Annotated in this window: 13 protein-coding genes; 3 read left to right on the forward strand and 10 right to left on the reverse strand. The window is 57.6% G+C overall.

Annotated features, from left to right (window positions below; translation table 11 throughout):
- The first annotated feature begins 159 nt into the window (after nt 1-159).
- The 3 genes from HY028_11415 to HY028_11425 all read left to right on the forward strand — a co-directional run bounded on the left by HY028_11415 (nt 160) and on the right by HY028_11425 (nt 3,611).
- Entirely contained in the window at nt 160-1,896 is a 1,737-nt protein-coding gene (locus HY028_11415) for a hypothetical protein (GenBank protein MBI3345440.1), read from the forward strand.
- A 236-nt stretch (nt 1,897-2,132) separates the two neighbouring features.
- Entirely contained in the window at nt 2,133-3,413 is a 1,281-nt protein-coding gene (locus tag HY028_11420; GenBank protein MBI3345441.1) for an Nramp family divalent metal transporter, read from the forward strand.
- Nucleotides 3,414-3,461: 48 nt separating this feature from the next.
- Nucleotides 3,462-3,611, forward strand: coding sequence for a hypothetical protein (locus tag HY028_11425; GenBank protein MBI3345442.1), 150 nt, complete (start codon nt 3,462-3,464; stop codon nt 3,609-3,611).
- 32 nt (nt 3,612-3,643) lie between these two features.
- On the opposite strand, the gene HY028_11430 is transcribed toward HY028_11425, so the two are convergent.
- The 10 genes from HY028_11430 to HY028_11475 form a co-directional block, all read right to left on the reverse strand.
- Nucleotides 3,644-3,901, reverse strand: a complete 258-nt coding sequence (locus HY028_11430) for a cation transporter (GenBank protein MBI3345443.1) — start codon at nt 3,899-3,901, stop codon at nt 3,644-3,646.
- Between the two features lie 50 nt (nt 3,902-3,951).
- Nucleotides 3,952-4,758: a polyphosphate kinase 2 gene (ppk2, locus tag HY028_11435; GenBank protein ID MBI3345444.1), complete on the reverse strand. Its 807-nt coding sequence runs from the start codon at nt 4,756-4,758 to the stop codon at nt 3,952-3,954.
- A gap of 92 nt (nt 4,759-4,850) precedes the next feature.
- The gene (locus tag HY028_11440; protein MBI3345445.1) at nt 4,851-5,105 is read right to left on the reverse strand and encodes a heavy-metal-associated domain-containing protein; all 255 of its coding nucleotides are present in this window, start codon (nt 5,103-5,105) and stop codon (nt 4,851-4,853) included.
- Nucleotides 5,106-5,247: 142 nt separating this feature from the next.
- Nucleotides 5,248-5,508: a thioredoxin family protein gene (locus HY028_11445; protein ID MBI3345446.1), complete on the reverse strand. Its 261-nt coding sequence runs from the start codon at nt 5,506-5,508 to the stop codon at nt 5,248-5,250.
- 101 nt (nt 5,509-5,609) lie between these two features.
- The gene (locus HY028_11450; GenBank protein MBI3345447.1) at nt 5,610-5,963 is read right to left on the reverse strand and encodes a hypothetical protein; all 354 of its coding nucleotides are present in this window, start codon (nt 5,961-5,963) and stop codon (nt 5,610-5,612) included.
- Nucleotides 5,964-6,426: 463 nt separating this feature from the next.
- Nucleotides 6,427-6,582, reverse strand: coding sequence for a DUF3096 domain-containing protein (locus HY028_11455; protein ID MBI3345448.1), 156 nt, complete (start codon nt 6,580-6,582; stop codon nt 6,427-6,429).
- A 20-nt stretch (nt 6,583-6,602) separates the two neighbouring features.
- Nucleotides 6,603-15,224: a cyclic beta 1-2 glucan synthetase gene (locus tag HY028_11460; GenBank protein MBI3345449.1), complete on the reverse strand. Its 8,622-nt coding sequence runs from the start codon at nt 15,222-15,224 to the stop codon at nt 6,603-6,605.
- Nucleotides 15,225-15,659: 435 nt separating this feature from the next.
- Nucleotides 15,660-15,944 (reverse strand): hypothetical protein, encoded by a 285-nt coding sequence (locus HY028_11465; GenBank protein ID MBI3345450.1) that lies wholly within the window; start codon nt 15,942-15,944, stop codon nt 15,660-15,662.
- A gap of 8 nt (nt 15,945-15,952) precedes the next feature.
- Nucleotides 15,953-16,363 carry a phage holin family protein gene (locus HY028_11470; GenBank protein MBI3345451.1) on the reverse strand — a complete coding sequence of 137 codons (411 nt, stop codon included), beginning with the start codon at nt 16,361-16,363 and terminating at the stop codon, nt 15,953-15,955.
- A 4-nt stretch (nt 16,364-16,367) separates the two neighbouring features.
- Nucleotides 16,368-16,682, reverse strand: coding sequence for a DUF883 domain-containing protein (locus tag HY028_11475; GenBank protein MBI3345452.1), 315 nt, complete (start codon nt 16,680-16,682; stop codon nt 16,368-16,370).
- Between the last annotated feature and the right edge of the window lie 236 nt (nt 16,683-16,918).

A 16,918-nucleotide genomic window follows, 5' to 3' on the forward strand; every position in this document is an offset into this window, starting at 1 on the left:
GGCGTCAATGTGCAGAGCCCACTCGTGGCGGGTATCATAGCGACGGATAATATCGGCTGAGTGGTTGTGGTGTCCAGCATTATCCGGGCGCTTACGGTTATGCGTAGAGTCAGACGTGTTTTCGCAGTGCCTGCATAATGGTTTTATTCGAGAAGGATCATGGAAATCCTGATGCAGCAGCAAGTGAACCCAGAAACAACTATCCGCAACACTTATCTGGATATAGTGGGCTCTCGGAAGGTAAATCTCCTGGCGACCGGGTTCATCGGGTTGCTCATCGTGGTTTATGGCTTGATGGTGTCGCGCTTTGCGCTCAACGTCCCGAAGATGGATGACTTTATCCAATTTCTGGGGTATCAGCACTATCTTGCTCAGTCAGCGAGTATAAAAGAGCAGTTGCTATTGTTTTTATCCCAGCCTGCCTGGGATGGAGGGCCGCAAACCGAGCATCGCATCGTTGTGGCACGTTTGGCGATGTTTTTTTCACAAGCATTATTCGGGACGATTAATTTTACATTCCTGATCATTCTGGGCAACGTCTTTCTGGTGCTTTTGTTCGTCCTGTTGATCTGGCATTCGCCTTATCGTAGCAATAAAATAGTTGTGCTACCCGTGGCAATCCTGCTGTTTTCGCTCATCCATTACGAGGCGTCTTTCTGGAGTAGCGGCGCGTTGCTCTATTATCCAGCGGCGTTTTTTTCGCTCGTTACATTTCATTTCCTGGCAGATAACCGTGCCCCGGGTCTGGCCGTCCCAGCGAGTGCGGCTGGAGGAATCTTAGCTGTCTTCTCCCAATCAAACGGCTTGATAGTATTCCCGGTAGCTACATTTGCCCTGGGGCTGGCTAAACGTTACAGAATGGCGCTCCTCTTCCTGCTCTTCACGGTCTTGTCGTTTTGGCTGTACTTCTGGGACTTCTCTCGCCCAGGGGCAGTCCCCGGCTATGAGAGCCCCATGCAGGCGGCTTATCTGATTTCGAAGGCTTGGGTGAATCTGCTGGGGTGTGCATTCTCGCGTTTGTCCTTGCCAATCGGGCTACTGCTGATTGGCGCTTGGCTGGTCTTGCTGAGGAGGCAGTATTGGAAAAAAAACATCGTCCTATTCTGTTTCGGAGGGTGGCTCGTAGGAACAATGCTATCTATCGCCATCGGGCGTGGCAGCCTTGATTACGATTACAGCACCATCAGCCGGTACAGGCTCTATTCTGCATTGTTTGCCTCGGTGACTTACCTGGCAATACTGGAGATGTTCGTGGACAGGGAAAAGTTGAAACAGGCTGTTTTCTATGCGTTCATGACGCTAACAAGCCTGGTTTATTTATATGGGACGCCTCTGGCCTATGCCCTGGCCACCAGCGAGCGCATTGACGCTGTCCACGACGCGGACTTTTATCACATAGCGGGCGTAACGCCTTATTCAGAGGATGGTTTTCCTACCGCCAGATTGGCAAACCATCTGATAACTCTAAACGGGAAACTGGGTACCTATACCTATCCTTCACAGTTGGGCAAAGTGGCTTTACCACGCGATGTGTCTCAGTTATCTATAGGTGATCCAAGCAGCTTGTCCTTCAAGTACGCGAGAATCAGGTTCCAGGACAAGGTCATTGCCGTCAGAGGGGATGCCCGGCTGTCAGATGGGTGGTGTGGCAACACTGAAACCCTGGTGGTCGTTGCTGCCGAGGATCGGAAGTACTATTTCAAGGCCGAGCGTTACTCCAGGCCTCGGTACAGGGAGGTACTGCTTCAGCCATGCCGTCAGTTCTCCGCTCTTGTGAATCTGCATGGCATACCACCGGGCAGTTACCGTCTCGGGATCGCTATAGTGAGGGAGGGTACGACCTTGTTCGAGCAATTGTCCGAACATAGCCTCGTAGTGGGGCACGATAAGCAGTGAAGAGTCAGCAGAAGACGTTTTCGAATGATCTGTCCCGAACACAGCATGGGGGCGCTTAACCCAAGTGGGTGGTCATCTCGGTTCCAGCGCCTCTCCTGAGCTAACCCAGGTTTTCCAGAGAGGTTAATTGAGCGCTGGTGGGCAAGTACCTATCGGCAGCGTTATCTGGATAAAATTGCGGCTGGCAAGTAGTCGGCTGTGTTGTTACGGGATATCCGGCAATAAAGTGGGCGACCATGAAGAATAATCAGACTGTCATTCTGAAAAAGAAGCCGCTCTGGAAAAGGCTGGGGCCAGGTCTCATCACCGGGGCGGCGGATGATGATCCAAGCGGCATTGCCACGTATTCCCAGGCGGGGGCCGGTTTCGGCTATGGGATGCTGTGGACGGCATTCTTCACGTTCCCCCTCATGGTCGGAATCCAGAGCGTGAGCGCCCGCATCGGCCGGGTGACGGGCAACGGGCTCGCCGCCAATATCCGCCGGCATTACTCTCCCTGGCTCCTCTACGGTCTCGTCGGGCTGCTGCTGATTGCAAACACCATCAACATCGCCGCCGATATCGGCGCGATGGCGGCTGCGCTGAAGCTTCTCATCGGCGGACCGGCGCATTGGTATGCGATAGCCTTCGCCGTGGTGTCTCTGGTGTTGCAAATCTTTATTCCCTTTCCGCGCTATGCGCCCATTCTGAAGATGCTGACCTTGGCTCTGTTCGCTTACGTGGCTACTGTGTTCGTCGTCGAGGTGCCATGGGGCGAGGTGTTTTTGCGCACACTGATGCCGTCCGTGTCGTTCAAAACGGAATACGTGGTTACGGTGGTTGCCGTGTTCGGCACGACCATCAGCCCGTATCTCTTCTTCTGGCAGGCCTCACAGGAGGCGGAGGAGCAGAGAGCAGCGAAAGGCGAGAAACCGCTGAAGGACGCGCCGGAACAGGCTCGCGCCCACCTGCGGCGCATCAAGATCGACACCTGCATCGGGATGGGTTTTTCCAACCTCGTCGCTTTCTTTATCATATTGACGGCTGCTGTGACCCTGCACCTGCATGGCGTCACGGACATTCAAACCTCCGCCCAGGCCGCGGAGGCGCTGCGTCCCCTGGCCGGCGAATTCGCGTTCGTGCTGTTCTCCGCAGGGATCGTCGGCACGGGATTGCTCGCCGTGCCGATTCTCGCCGGCTCGGCCGCATACGCCGTGGCGGAGGCGTTCAAGTGGCGGATCGGTCTGGGCCGCACGCTTCCGCATGCGAAAGATTTTTACACGATACTGGCCATCGCGACCCTGTTGGGCGTGGCGCTTAATTTCACATCCATTGATCCTATCAAGGCCCTCTTCTGGAGCGCCGTCATCAACGGCGTCATTGCAGTGCCCATCATGGTAGTGATGATGCTAATGGCGGCGAGACCGGATGTCATGGGACAATTTGTGGTCACGCGCCGGCTCCGGATTCTCGGCTGGCTGGCGACGGCCGTGATGGCGCTCGCGGTGCTCGCCATGCTTGCGACGTGGGGGAAGTAAACGACATTACCGCATTGTTGTTCTGCCAGACACCTTCGGCGATTTTGGGTGCGGTTATTCTATGACCGCGTGGAGGTGTATGCTCACCTCGACAGTGTGTTCCTGGCGGTCGCCAACAAGGAGAATCGTCTTGTCCCGTTGCTCGCTGCCTGCGGAGGCGGCAGGCACGGCTGGAAATGCTTTCGACGCAGTGGGTGAGGGAGGTGGAGACTGCGCGTCCGGCGTTGGCACTACCTCACGCTTGCGTACTGGCTTGTGTTCGCTTCCATGCTTGGGTCGGTCACCTGCAGACTGTGTCCGCGTTGACGGAAGGCCGCCTTGATATCGGCGACTTCGAGTCGGGTTTCGTCGTAGCGCACTGTAGCGTTTCCCGCAGCGAAATTCACTGTAGCGCTTTCGACACCCGGTACCTTGCCAATCCGCTTCTCCACTTCGTCCCCGCCCAATACCGACAGCAAGCCGTGCACTTCAATAACGCTCGTTTTCATCGCGCCTCCTTAATGGTCTTCATATTCAAAATATCTTGTTACGTCTCCGATCACTTTGCAAGCTGGCCGTTTTCGATGGTTGAGACATCGTATGCAAATACGATTTGTGGGTCAGGACGGATCAGTCGCTCATCTTTGCCGGTGTAGTGAAGCCGGCCGAGCATATCCTTGATGATGTTGAGCCGCGCCAGATGTTTGTTGTCGGCGCGCACGAGGGTCCACGGTGCGATGGCGTTGTGGGTGTGTGCCAGCATCTCGTCGCGAGCCAGGCTATACTGCTTCCATTTCTTGAGCGCCAGGTCGTCAAGCGTACTGACTTTCCATTGTGTGAGTGGGTCACTCTTTCGCTCATCCAAGCGTTTCTCTTGCTCTGTTTTGCTGATGTCAAGGTAGTACTTGAGGAGCTTGATTCCCGAGCGCACTAACATATGCTCGAACTCTGACACAGAGCCCATGAACTCTTGGTACTCGGCCTCGGTGCAGAAACCCATTACCCGCTCCACCCCGGCACGGTTATACCAACTGCGGTTAAACAGCACGAGTTCCTGGGCCGCTGGCAAATAAGGAACATAACGCTGGAAGTACCAAGAGGTACGGTCCCGGTCAGAGGGTTTGCCGAGGGCGACAACGCGGGTTTCGCGTGGGCTCAGATGCTGGACAATGCGCTTGATCGTGCCATCCTTGCCGGACGCATCCCGGCCCTCCAGGATGATCAGTATCTTGTCATCGCATTTGATGAAGTGCCGTTGCAGCTTGACCAGTTCGATCTGGAGCTTGCGCAGGCTGTTCTTATAGCTCTTTTTCGAAATCGAGGGCGCGTGCCCGCTCGATTCAGTTTCGTGGGCTTTCTTGCTCATCTGACGATGTCGTTGCCCATGTGTGTGCGAGTGAAGAGACAACTTGTCATGGCGTGTTCCTGTAACAGTGGGTAAAGAAGTCTCGGCGCAAGTTAGCCGCAGCAGCCACCCTTGCCTTGAGGTTCCGGAGTAGTATTGGTGGTATTCACACCATAGCCCGCGTCTCTCACGGCCGATTGTAGTTGCTCAGGCGAGGTCAGCCGCTCGTCGTATTGCACCGTGGCTTCGCCGGCAGCGAGCGACACTTTTACGTCACCGACTCCGGTAATCGCCTTCAGCGCGTGCGTTACATTGCTGGTGCAGCCGCCGCAGGTCATTCCCGTTACTTTTAAAAGTTCAGTTTGCATGGTGATGCCTCTTTCCAAAGGGTTGAATAAAAACTACATGGTAATATGCCCTTAAGTTGTTGTACCTTCGCCGACGATGATCATGTCGCCCAATGCATAGCGATGTGACGGAGTGTTGACTTCATGGGGCTCTACTAAAATTCTATGAGTGATAAATCTGGCATTTCGCGCCGGGTTTATGTTTGATGTCGAAATAGGCGCGCAGCTCCACTTCTGTCGGCTGTTTCAGGAACACGACCTCATCGTCCACCATCAGATTCGGCGAATGCCGGATGCCGAATTTTTGAACAAGGTCGCAGTCTTCCACGAAACATACGCGGTACGGAATCCGCAAGAATTTGAGTTCTTTTTCCAGGTTTTTACGATGCGTACAAGCCTTCGTCGCGATGATCGTTACATCCATGGCGGCCTCCAAAAAAACTTTGCGTTGTGCTGCGCCCCTCAACCCTTGTAAACCGCTGGCGGGCAGCGGCACAGCGCGTCACGCTGTGCCGTGCGGGTCCTTTACATGCCTTTCATACCGCCATCCATCTTGCCGTCCTTGGCATCGCCGCCCATCATTCCATGGCCGCCCATCATGCCCTGCTTCATGTGCATGCCGTCCTGCATCATCTTTGAGTGCTCTTGCATAAGCCGCTCGCGCTCCTGCGGATTTTTCGCATCCATGATCTTGTGCATCTGCTCGTGCATCCGGAGCATGTGCTCCTGCATTTTGCCCATCTGTATCTGTTTGTCCTGGTCTGTCATGGCCTTGGACGGGGTCTTTTCCATGTCGGAGCGATGAGCCTCATCTGCCCAGGCAAGCGGCATGGATAATGGCAGGGTGGTTAGTACAGCTATGAGAAGTGATTTATTCATTTTTGAGTCTCCACGTTGAGATTGATAGAAAGGGTGTTTTACTGAGGTCCAAGTGGCGCCACGCAGGCACCGCTCCGCTATTTACGTATACTTTTCGCATCACAGCCCATTTGTTGGTCCACGTCTTGCGAGTTTTCATCCTGTTCTTAAAAAATCAACTGATCAGCAAACCTTAAAATCCAAGGCTCGCATGATCATATTTACACTGAAAGCCAAGGTTGTTCTGTGCGTTACCGAACATAGATTGACTTGATTAGTGGTCGGGCTGCCCTTGATATCGACGCCAATGTTCACCTGTATTATTCCGCACTCGGTGATTGATCGCCTGCCAAGATCAAAAATCTTCTGATTCATGGGGATATCGTTGTGGCACCGGGCGCGGCTGGTTTGGAGGCATAAGGCAGGCCCCTTACAGTCTATGTTCTGCCACGTGGCGACCTTGCCGGCAGATTGGCGCCCGCTATTACCGGATATGAAAACCACTCCCCCCGAACAGCCCGATCAAGCCGATAATAATCAAATATATTGCGACGATGTAGTTCAGTAGACGAGGTACAACCAGAATGAGAATGCCGGCGATCAGCGAAACCAGCGGGGCGAGACTTAGAGTCATGTTCATGTTTATGTTTATCTCCTTGGTTATGAGTGAACTGAGGATAGTGCCATTACTTTCACTTCGACCGCGTGATCCTGGCGGTCGTCTATCAGTGGAATGATTTTGTCGGGACGTTCGACGCCATCCACTGTTACGCGCATGGTGTCGCGCTGCGAAGCATCGGTGGCTTCAGTTTGCGTCACGGCAATATGATAGACCGTCTCCCGGTACCGATAGTGTATCTTGAACGCTTTCCAGTGCACAGGGAGGCACGGAGCGAAATGCAGTTTGTCCACTTCCAGTCTCAACCCCAGGAGTGATTCCACGATCAGCCGGTACATCCAGCCGGCCGAGCCCGTGTACCAGCTCCATCCACCGCGGCCGGTGTGCGGCGAGAGCGCATAGACGTCGGCCGCGACGACGTACGGTTCCACTTTGTAGGTCGCCACACCCTCCGGAGACTTTGCATGGTTCACCGGGTTGATCATGGTCAACAGTTCCCACGCGCGCCGGCTGTCGCCCAATGCGGCAAACGCCATCGCCGCCCAGATTGCCCCATGGGTATATTGCCCGCCATTCTCTCTCACACCGGGGACGTACCCTCTTATATAACCGGGATCCAAATTCGACTTGTCGAAGGGCGGGTCCAAGAGTTGGATGAGTGCGTGGTCGCGGCGCACCAGGCGCTCATCTACCGCTTTCATTGCCATCCGTGAGCGTTTGGCATCGCCCGCGCCGGATAGCACCGACCAGCTCTGCGCAATCGAATCAATTTGGCATTCTGGATTGCTCGCCGAGCCGAGCGGGGTGCCGTCGTCGAAGTAGGCGCGGCGGTACCACTCGCCATCCCAGCCATTTTGCTCGATATTCCGGGTGAGCCGAATCCGCTCCCCTTCGCAACGTTCGGCAAAGGATGGGTCACCATGCAGGCGCGCAAGGCCAGTGAACTGTGTGAGCACTTCACAAAGGAAAAAGCCCAACCAGACGCTTTCGCCTTTGCCGTGTTTGCCCACCCTATTCATGCCGTCGTTCCAGTCGCCGGAGCCGATGAGCGGCAGGCCGTGCTCACCAAATCTGAGTCCTCTCAGGATGGCTCGCACACAGTGTTGGTACAAGCTGGCCGTCTCGATAGACCGGCCGGGTAGATCGTAATACGAGTCGTCCTCTGCGTTGACGGGGCGGCCTTCGAGGAAGTGGATGGATTCATCCAGCACCCCGGTGTCCCCGGTGTTCAGAACGTAGCGGCACGTCGCCAGCGGCAGCCAGAGGTAATCATCCGAACAATGCGTACGCACGCCCCGGCCCATGGGGGGATGCCACCAATGCTGGACATCGCCTTCCAGGAACTGACGGCCCGCGCAGAGGAGCAGGTGTTCGCGCACGCGCTGCGGCTCGGCGTGGATAAGCGCCATCACGTCTTGCAACTGGTCGCGGAAACCGAATGCGCCGCCCGATTGGTAGTATCCGCTGCGCGCCCAAAGACGGCACGCGATCGTTTGATACAAGAGCCAGCCGTTGGTCAGCACGTTCAGGGATTCATCGGGTGTTGCCACCTGCACGGCGCCGAGAGTGTGGTTCCAGTACTGCCATACCTTTTCCAGCGCCTCGCGCGCGGCAGTGGGTCCGCGCAAGCGACGCACCAGGTTGCCGGCGTCGCCGACGTCATGCCCCATGCCGAGCCTGAATGTGATCTCGCGCCCTTGTCCGGCGGCCAGCTCGAAGGCCACTTGAATAGCGGCGCAGGGATCCAGGCCCGCCCCGATCTTGCCGGAGAGGCGCGACCGGCCCATTGCGGCCGGATTCTTGAGCGTGCCGTTGCGGCCGAGGAATTCAGTGCGGTCGCCGCTTAAGGTCCGCGTCGTATCGTCCACATCGAAGAACGCTACCCGATCGGTGAACTCCGTGTTGTAGGGGTTGCGCGCGTAGAGCGCCCCGCTGTGGGCGTCCACCTCGGTGGTCACGTGCATGGCCGATTTCGGCCGCAGATCTCCCAGCACCCATTCCGCATAGCCCGTGGCGGAAAGCCGGCGCGGCCGGCCTGACTCGTTATACACCTTGAGCACCGAGAATTTTATCGCTGCGTCCAGGGCCACGTATACCCACAGCTCCGAGCGGATGCCATCCTCGGCGTGCTCGAAGACGCTGTAGCCGAATCCGTGCCGGCTGACGTAGGAACCCGCTCCGCGACTGGGAAGCGGCGTGGGAGACCAGAAGTGGCCGCTCTCTTCGTCGCGGAGGTAAAAGGCTTCTCCGCTCGAATCGCACACGGGGTCGTTGTGCCAGGGGGTGAGGCGGAACTCGTGGGCGTTCTCGCTCCAGGTATAGGCGAGGCCGTTCTCCGAGATGACGCTTCCAAACTGCGGATTCGCCAGCACGTTCACCCACGGCGCGGGCGTCACCTGTCCGGGTGCGGTCGTAATCACGTATTCGCGTCCGTCGGGAGTAAATCCCCCGAGTCCGTTGAAGAGAATCAGATCGCGATGCGGCCTTGCTGCACCCTCCGGGGCCTCGGGGCGATGACGCCGGGTCGGTTTGAAGCGCGGAATGCGCACTTCTCTCAGGCCACTGCGGCTGATTTGTTCCGCCAGGGTTCCCCGGCTGTCGGAGATGATGATGCGCGCGACCGATTGCAGCAGAAAGCGGTCTTCGTTGGGTATCTGTTCCGCAGGGCGTACGAAGATTCCGCCCGGCCGATCCACAATATTGGCCTCGACGCCCGCGGCAATCAGCCCCATGATGTGTTCCTGGAGTAGTTGCCGGTAACCGGCGCGATCTTCGTTCCAGATCACCAGGTCCACCACCAGTCCCTTCAGGCGCCAGTATGCGTGGGCCTGCACCAGTTGGCGTACCAGATCAATATTGTCCGGGTCACCAATCTGCAGCAGCACGATCGGCAGATCGCCGGAAATGGCGTAGCCCCATAGACCGGATTGTCCGCGCCGGTTCTTGAGGAGGACACTCACGTCGGCGCGCAGTGAAGCATTGGCGTAGATGACGGAATTGGCCAGGTGTCCATAAAGTTGCGCGTCGGCCTCGGTGGCGTTGATCTGCCGCAGCACCACCTGGGCATGGGTCCATGCCAGATCGAAGACGCGGTCCGCGAGCCGCCGATCCTGGTATTTTTCGACCAGGCCTAAGACGATGTCGCGGGTTTCGCCAATGCCGGTAACCATATCAATGATCACCGATTGTTCCGGATCGAGTGTTATTCGATAACGGATTGCGGCAATCGGATCCAGTACCGAGCCCTCATTACCCGAGAGCGCCGCGAAATCCGTCAATGCCTGGGGATCGGCGACGGTGCGTCCGCGACCGATGAATTGCATGCGCTGCGTTTCATAGGAAATCTCTCCGGGGTCCGCTCCGTGCATGGCCATGAGGTGAAACATGCATGGCGTGTGTTCGCCGAGGGAACGGGGGCGGCGAGTGCAGAGGATGGCCCGCCGCGGGCGGATGATCTCGGTCTGAACAAACAGATTGCCGAACGCCGGATGCAGGGCGTCCGCGGCGGGCACTGCGAGCACCACCTCCGCGTAACTCGTGATGTCCATCGTCCTGCGTGTCTGGGAACGGTTGGTGATGCGCACCCGGCGCAGTTCGATATCATCTTCCGGCGAAACAACGATCTCGGTATGGGTATCGAAATCGCCATCGCCGACGAAATCCCGGCGGCGAAACTCCGCGCGTCCCTCCGAAAAAATCACAGCGTAATGCCTGGGCTGCTTCAGGGTGGGTTGATAGGCGGTTGACCAGAATGAACCGCTCGCCACGTCGCGGAGGTAACAGAACGTGCCCCAATTGTCGCACGTACTGTCTTCACGCCAGCGTGTGACGGCGAGGTCTTTCCAGCGGCTGTAGCCGCCGCCTGCGTTGGTGACCATCACGTGGTATCTGCCGTTGGACAACAACTGCACCTCCGGTACCGGCGTGTTGGGGCTGTTGAGTGTGCGTACCGGCGTCTCCGGAGCGCCGGAGGTCGCACGAATATCGGAAAGCTCGGTGATGTGCGAATAGAACGCCGTGGCTTTTGGAATGCGCTCATGGAGCAACAACAGGGTCGCCTGGAACAGGGGATCCGACTCGAATCGCTTCTGCATCGGACGGTCCAGCAGCAGATAGGCCAGAGACAACAGACTCATGCCCTGGTGATGCGCCATGAAGGACCGAACCACTGTGCTCGATCGCCCGCGCCGTTGCCGTGACGCGGTATAGTCGAGGGCTTCATAAAAGCCGAATCGTCCTGTCAGCCGTTCGGCGGCGAGCCGTTGCAAATTCAGGCAGGCCGCCTCGGGCGCCACCATCAACGCGAGCGCCGAGGCGTACGGTGCGATGACCAAGTCCTCGGCGAGCCCGCGTTTGAGTCCCAGACCGGGTACGCCAAAGGCACGATACTGGTAATTGAGGTGAACGTCCACCAGGTCGTAGCCGGATTCCGACATGCCCCACGGTACGCCACGCTGCCTCCCATACTCGATGTGTTTCTCCACCGCCGCCTTATAGGTCCGGTCGAGCAGCGTGTTATCAAAAGTCGGCATCACCAGGAGCGGCATCAGATACTCGAACATCGAGCCGCTCCACGACAGTAGAACCGGTTCGCCACCGATGCTCGTGAGCAGGCGCCCCAGGGCAAACCAACTCTCCTGCGGCAGGCGTCCCTGTGCAATCGCCACGAAACAGCATAATCTCACTTCCGAAGCCAGCAGATCGTAGCAGCTGGAGTCCAGCCGCAGATCATTCACGTTGTATCCGATAGCCAGCAGACGACGCCCCTTGTCGTACAGGAAGTCGTATTCCATGTCTGCGATCTCGCTTGCTTGCAATGCAAGGCGCCCGATTGTCGCGATCCGCTCCTGGGCGCGGCGACCGGCTTCCGCAATCAGCCGGCTAATCTCGGTAAGCCACTCGCGTTCCGCCGGTGTCGCCTCCGAGTCGAGCCGGCGCTCGATTAACGGCAGCAACTCAAGCTCGAGTTTCGCCAGTTCGCGCAGCGTGGGTGTCTCGCGGAGGCCGGGAAGATCGCTGATCCCGCTCGGCCCGGCGGGCAGCGCGACCCAGGGGGCGAGAAACGTCAACTCGTCGAGAGCGCTCCGGCATTGTTGGGCCAGTGCCTGCGCCCACCCAATCGCTTCGCTCTCAGGGGCGGCATCGAGGCTGCCGGCGATGTGGGCGGCGCTTGTTGCCAGCCGGGCCAGACATCGCTGCGCTGCGGCGAGTGTGGCCGGCCGGGCAGCGCATACGGATTCGAGATCCTTCCGGAATTGAGCGAGCGGGGCCGACGTGACACCTTCCGCTGCATCCATTAGAACGTCCAATGTGTCGTGGAGCCCGTCAAACAATCGCGCTCCCAGAATCGTGTCATCGGGAAGCGCCAGCAGCCCCGGCCGCAATGTCAGCAAATGTCCCGCAAGGTTGCCGCTGTCCACCGTTGAAACGTAGCGAGGGGACAGCGGTTGCAGAGACTGCGTGTCATACCAGTTGTAAAAATGGCCGCGGTGCCGCTCCAAGGCCTGCATCGTGCGTAGCGCATTCGCCGTGCGCTCCACGAGTACTCCGGCCGGAATGTAGCCGAAGTCGTACGCGGACAGATTTGCAAGCAGCGCAAGCCCCATGTTGGTCGGAGAGGTGCGATGCGCAATCGTGGCTCCGCGATACTCCTGATAGTTATCCGGCGGCAGCCAATGATCTTCCGGGCCGATGAAGATCTCGAAGAACGCCCAGGTCTTGCGGGAAATTTTCCGGAGAAAGAGGATCTGCGCGGCCGTCAGTTTCGCCGCACGGCGAGCGAGCGGCCGGCTGATCCACCAGGCGATGGCGGGGGAGGCAAACCAGAGGAACAGTATCGGCCCGGCCGCGGTCAACGCGGCCGGGTTCGACTGCGCCAGAACCATCGTTGTAGCGGAGGCGATAACGGGGGCGATCCACATTGTCCGGAAAGAAGCAACGAGACCGGTATGACTCAGACGCTCCCGGTCACTGTATGGATTCCATTCGAGCAGCCGTTGGTGTGTGACCAGCAGCCGCCACGCAGTCCGCATGATCGCATCCAGACTGAAGAACGCCTCGTAGGGCAGACACACCAGCTCAAAGGCCGCTTGGGCGAAGCGCCGTCCGGCGGAGTGGACGGCGGTGGCGAGATGCTGGCGCAACAGCATATCGTCCGGCTTATCGAACAGCTCCATAATGGAGACGAGCAAGGCCGGAAGCAGGACGACTCCGATCACCGCAAAGGTCCAAAACCAGAACGGCGACAAGACCGTCCAGCCCAGCAGTAACAGGAATGTCAGCGCCGCCGGCGTGAGACTGCGCCGCAGGTTGTCGAGGATCTTCCAGCGGGACAATGCCGAGAGCGGATTTTTCAGACGAAGCCCTCCAGGACCGGGAACGCTTGGAAACAGCCAGCGAACAAGCTGCCAATCTCCGCGAATCCAGCGGTGCCGGCGGCTCACGTCCGCACTGTAGAGAGAGGGATAGTCCTCGTATAACTGCACATCGCTCAACAACCCGGCGCGCGCATAGCACCCCTCCAGAAGGTCGTGGCTGAGTATCCGGTTCTCGGCAAAGCGGCCTCTGAGCGATTGCTCGAACGCAGCGACGTCGTAGATTCCCTTGCCTATGAACGAGCCTTCACCGAACAGGTCTTGATAAACGTCGGAGACGGCGCGTGTGTATGGGTCTATGCCCGACTCTCCCCCATACAGCCTGGCATAGTACGACCGGTTCGTGCCAGGCAGGCTCGAGCTCACGCGCGGTTGCAGGATGCCGTAGCCCTCGCAAACACGTTGCTTGTCTTCGTAGTATTGCGGACGGTTCAGGGGGTGCGCCATGGCGCCGACGAATTGCCGGGCGGAATCACGCGGCAATTGCGTATCCATGTCCAAAGTGATCACGTACTTTATGTTTGATAAGATGGTTGTCTCGCCGATAATTAGAGAGAAGCCCTCTTTCACGCCGTCGCGCAACAGCGAATTCAGATCTGCGAGCTTGCCTCGTTTACGCTCGTAGCCCATCCAGACTCCCTCTTGCCGATTCCAGCGGCGCGGGCGGTGAAAAAGAAAGAACGTGTCACTTTTCGCGCCGCTGTACTTTTCATTCAGCTCCCCGATCCGTGTTTCAACCAGCCGCAGTAGCGGCTCGTCCTCCGGCAGCGTTTCCTGATGGGCGTCCTGAAAATCGGTCAATAGACCGAAGTGCAAGTTCTCATCCCGATTTGCCAGAAACCGGACTTCCAACGCCTCAACCAGATCCTCGATGCCCTGAGTGCTGGTGAGTAATGTCGGGACTACGACCAAAGTACGGAAATGCGGGGGAATTACTTTGGAGAAGTCCATGCGCGGCAGCAGATACGGCGATGTCAGCAACGTCGCCAGCCAATTCACCAGCGCTATCGCCAGTTGGCTTGCGGACAGGACTGAGAGGAACCCGATCAGCGCAAGCAGCCAATCAGATAACCCATTGGCCTGAGCCTTTGCCAGTAAGATTCCGGCAAACAACACCGTGATCAGCGTGATTGCGCCCACGTATAGGAACAAGGGGAACCGGCGTCCTGTTTTACGCAACGCCTCGGTGATGGACACGCGCACCTTCGCCGTTCGTTCGAGTTGCTGCAATCCCCGATCAATCAGATAAAAGCCGACGTGCGCCGTGCGATCGTCGTTGCCTTTCCGGGCTGCGCCTTCCTGCGCAAGGTGGATCGCACTGTGCGCCACCTCGCCTTCGGTCAGGCCGCTGCCCTTGGCGATCTTTTCCACGACATGACGGTAGCGATCACGGGTGGCGAAATCCATCTCGCCGTAATATCCGCCGGGGTCCTCGCACAGCATCCGCTCGACGACGCTGGTCGCCTCGACGAACTCACGCCAGTCCATCGCCCCCAGAAATCGGAGGCTGCCAATGCTGTTGCTGATGGAGACCTGATCAGCGGCCTGTTGTTGGGTTCCGGACTGAACCAACTGCTCGATCGTCAGATTCGATTCCGAGAGATGTTGCTCAATCCACGTCAACGGCAAAGCCAACGCGGGGCTCTGGCCTTGCAGGCGTCGCGCAAATTCCGAAACAAACGAGGTCGTCATCGGTGGGCTCGACCTTGCCATATCCGCGATGACCAGAATCAGATTTTTTGGATCCTTCTCGGCGACCTCGGTCATCTGGTCCGCCCAATGACCGGCGACGTCCCGGTCCATCCTGTCGGCGGCGATGCGGGAGGCGACACGGCGGAGATTCTCGATCAGCGCCAGCCGCAGCATGATGGGGATGGCCCACAATTCGCCTAATTTGAGGGCGGTGATCGTCTGGTAAGCCGTCACGAAACTGCTGAGACTTTCCCGATCCAACCGCCCATCGCCGTGCGAGATCGTTTCCAGCGCGATGTCATGTACGCGCGGCAGTCCGGCCGAAGGGCCATTCAGCAGGCAGGGCAACTCGCGGCTGTACCCTTTGGGCAAGTGCCGCCTAGCCGTGCTAATCTGTTCTTCAATCAGATAAAAGTTATCGAGCAGCCATTCTCCCGCCGGCGTAATCCGCTGGTTCGCCTTGACCGACGCCGTCAGCAGATTGCAGACTTCAATCAGGACGCGTTCATTTTCAGCCAGCCGTATCAATAGCCGGCCCAGAGTGCGTCCCGATGTCAACGTGTGCGAGGCCGCGAGATGCTTGCCATGCTGCTTCATCTGATCGGCGCTGAACAACTCCGATCGCAGCGGTGGCTCTTCATTAGGGTGCTTGCGCGATATGCCGCTTCCGCGAAGGCGCGTCTTCAACAGGAGTAAATTTCCGAAGATAGCTGTGCTGCTCGCTTTCAATTCAGAGTCCCCTTATTTCGATTTACTCATAAGTCAATAAGTAAGGCTACACTTCACGTCACGTCCCCGCCCCCTATGTAGGGGGCGGGACAGGGTGGGGGTAGGTAAAACAGGGTATTTACTCAGGAGTCACGTCATAAGCATTGTTGCCTTGCTTTGTGACTCCTGAGTAAATCAACCGCCAAGGCGAGTTAGCGCGGTTGGCGTCTTGGCGGTTAAACAGCCATGCCGGGACTCGACCTTATTGAGCTATGACGCAGTTAAAGGTCGCGATAATTTTTTGGGCAGAGATTGTATTTTGAGCTAGGCCTGGCGCCGCGGCCATTGCTTACGGACCGCTTCGAACAACTCCCAGGCAGTGAACAGACGGCTGGCCCAGAGCAGCATCCTGTTCCGGGGGGTGCGCAACAGCAACGTAGCGCTGGTCACCGCCAGCAGAGGATGGATACGCACCGCCTGTACCACGGCAAATCCAATATCCAGCAACCGCAAACGTTTTTGCAGGTGGGACGCGACATAGGACACCTCACTCCTCTGGGCCGCCGCCTGCGACACCAGGAACTCGCGCCGCCGTCGCAGAAATTCCATACGCGCATTCATGACCGGGATGTCAACCGTTCACGGTCTTTTCCCAGTTCGGACAGGGTGGCGGAAAACAGTCGTGGCCGGGTCCTGAGCTTGTGACGCACCACCAGTGCGGCGATGGCGCCGATACCCAGGTAAAAGACGCTGAAGCCGGCCAGCACATACAACCGGTGAGTTTCCCAGAAGGCCACCACGATGAATACGGTAGCGAGCAGCAGGCCCAGTCCGAGAAAAAATAACGACACCAGTCCGTATATGAATAGTTGGCGGACCCTTTGCCCTTCCTCTTCCATCTCAGTGGAAAGGAGTTCTATCCGGGTATGCAGGATCTCCGTAAAAGTTGCCAGTAACCGCTGCAACGTGGCCAGCAGACCGGTCGCCCGACTTAGCGCCGGTTCCGGATCTGTGTCGTCGTATGCCATGAGGTTAGTGGCGAGAGGTCAGCATGCCGAGCAGAAAGCCCACCCCTGCGGCAATGGCGACCGCCTGCCAGGGGTTTTCATGGACGAGTTCATCGGTCACCTCGGCCGCTGCCTTGGCCCGGTCAATCAAGTCGCTCTCCACTTCCTCAAGCTTGCGTCGCGCCTCTTGCAGGCTTTCCTCGGCCCGTGCGCGCACTGCGCCGATTTTGTCTCCGGTCTGGTTGGCGGTCACCTTTATCAGTTCTTCGGCGTCGTGCATAACCGTTTTGAAATCATTGATCAGTCTATCCCTTACAACTTGTGTTGATTTAATGGCCATATCCTACTCCTTATGTCTTCTTTGCAGGTTTAATAAAAACACCGGTTGTGCCGCCATTCACGTAACACCATCATCAACTCTCAATCTAATTCCCGGACAGTGCTCGAGCCAGTCCACTCCCGAAGCAATCTCTTTGGCGGCCACACAGGTCACTATTTCGAGAGAATTCACTGTAGCATAGCAGCCGCTATAACTCGCTTACATTTTCACAGAAATGGTTCGGAAAAATAATTGAT

The organism is Gammaproteobacteria bacterium (assembly GCA_016195665.1).
Lineage (GTDB): Bacteria > Pseudomonadota > Gammaproteobacteria > SURF-13 > SURF-13 > JACPZD01.

Excerpts from the sequence above, each read along its gene's own strand:
- HY028_11465 (MBI3345450.1), bottom strand. The coding sequence starts at position 15,944 with ATGGAATTTCTGCGACGGCGGCGCGAGTTCCTGGTGTCGCAGGCGGCG.
- HY028_11460 (MBI3345449.1), bottom strand. The coding sequence starts at position 15,224 with ATGAAGCAGCATGGCAAGCATCTCGCGGCCTCGCACACGTTGACATCG.
- HY028_11420 (MBI3345441.1), top strand. The coding sequence starts at position 2,133 with ATGAAGAATAATCAGACTGTCATTCTGAAAAAGAAGCCGCTCTGGAAA.
- HY028_11470 (MBI3345451.1), bottom strand. The coding sequence starts at position 16,363 with ATGGCATACGACGACACAGATCCGGAACCGGCGCTAAGTCGGGCGACC.
- ppk2 (MBI3345444.1), bottom strand. The coding sequence starts at position 4,758 with ATGAGCAAGAAAGCCCACGAAACTGAATCGAGCGGGCACGCGCCCTCG.
- HY028_11415 (MBI3345440.1), top strand. The coding sequence starts at position 160 with ATGGAAATCCTGATGCAGCAGCAAGTGAACCCAGAAACAACTATCCGC.
- HY028_11450 (MBI3345447.1), bottom strand. The coding sequence starts at position 5,963 with ATGAATAAATCACTTCTCATAGCTGTACTAACCACCCTGCCATTATCC.
- HY028_11475 (MBI3345452.1), bottom strand. The coding sequence starts at position 16,682 with ATGGCCATTAAATCAACACAAGTTGTAAGGGATAGACTGATCAATGAT.
- HY028_11440 (MBI3345445.1), bottom strand. The coding sequence starts at position 5,105 with ATGCAAACTGAACTTTTAAAAGTAACGGGAATGACCTGCGGCGGCTGC.
- HY028_11430 (MBI3345443.1), bottom strand. The coding sequence starts at position 3,901 with ATGAAAACGAGCGTTATTGAAGTGCACGGCTTGCTGTCGGTATTGGGC.
- HY028_11445 (MBI3345446.1), bottom strand. The coding sequence starts at position 5,508 with ATGGATGTAACGATCATCGCGACGAAGGCTTGTACGCATCGTAAAAAC.
- HY028_11455 (MBI3345448.1), bottom strand. The coding sequence starts at position 6,582 with ATGAACATGACTCTAAGTCTCGCCCCGCTGGTTTCGCTGATCGCCGGC.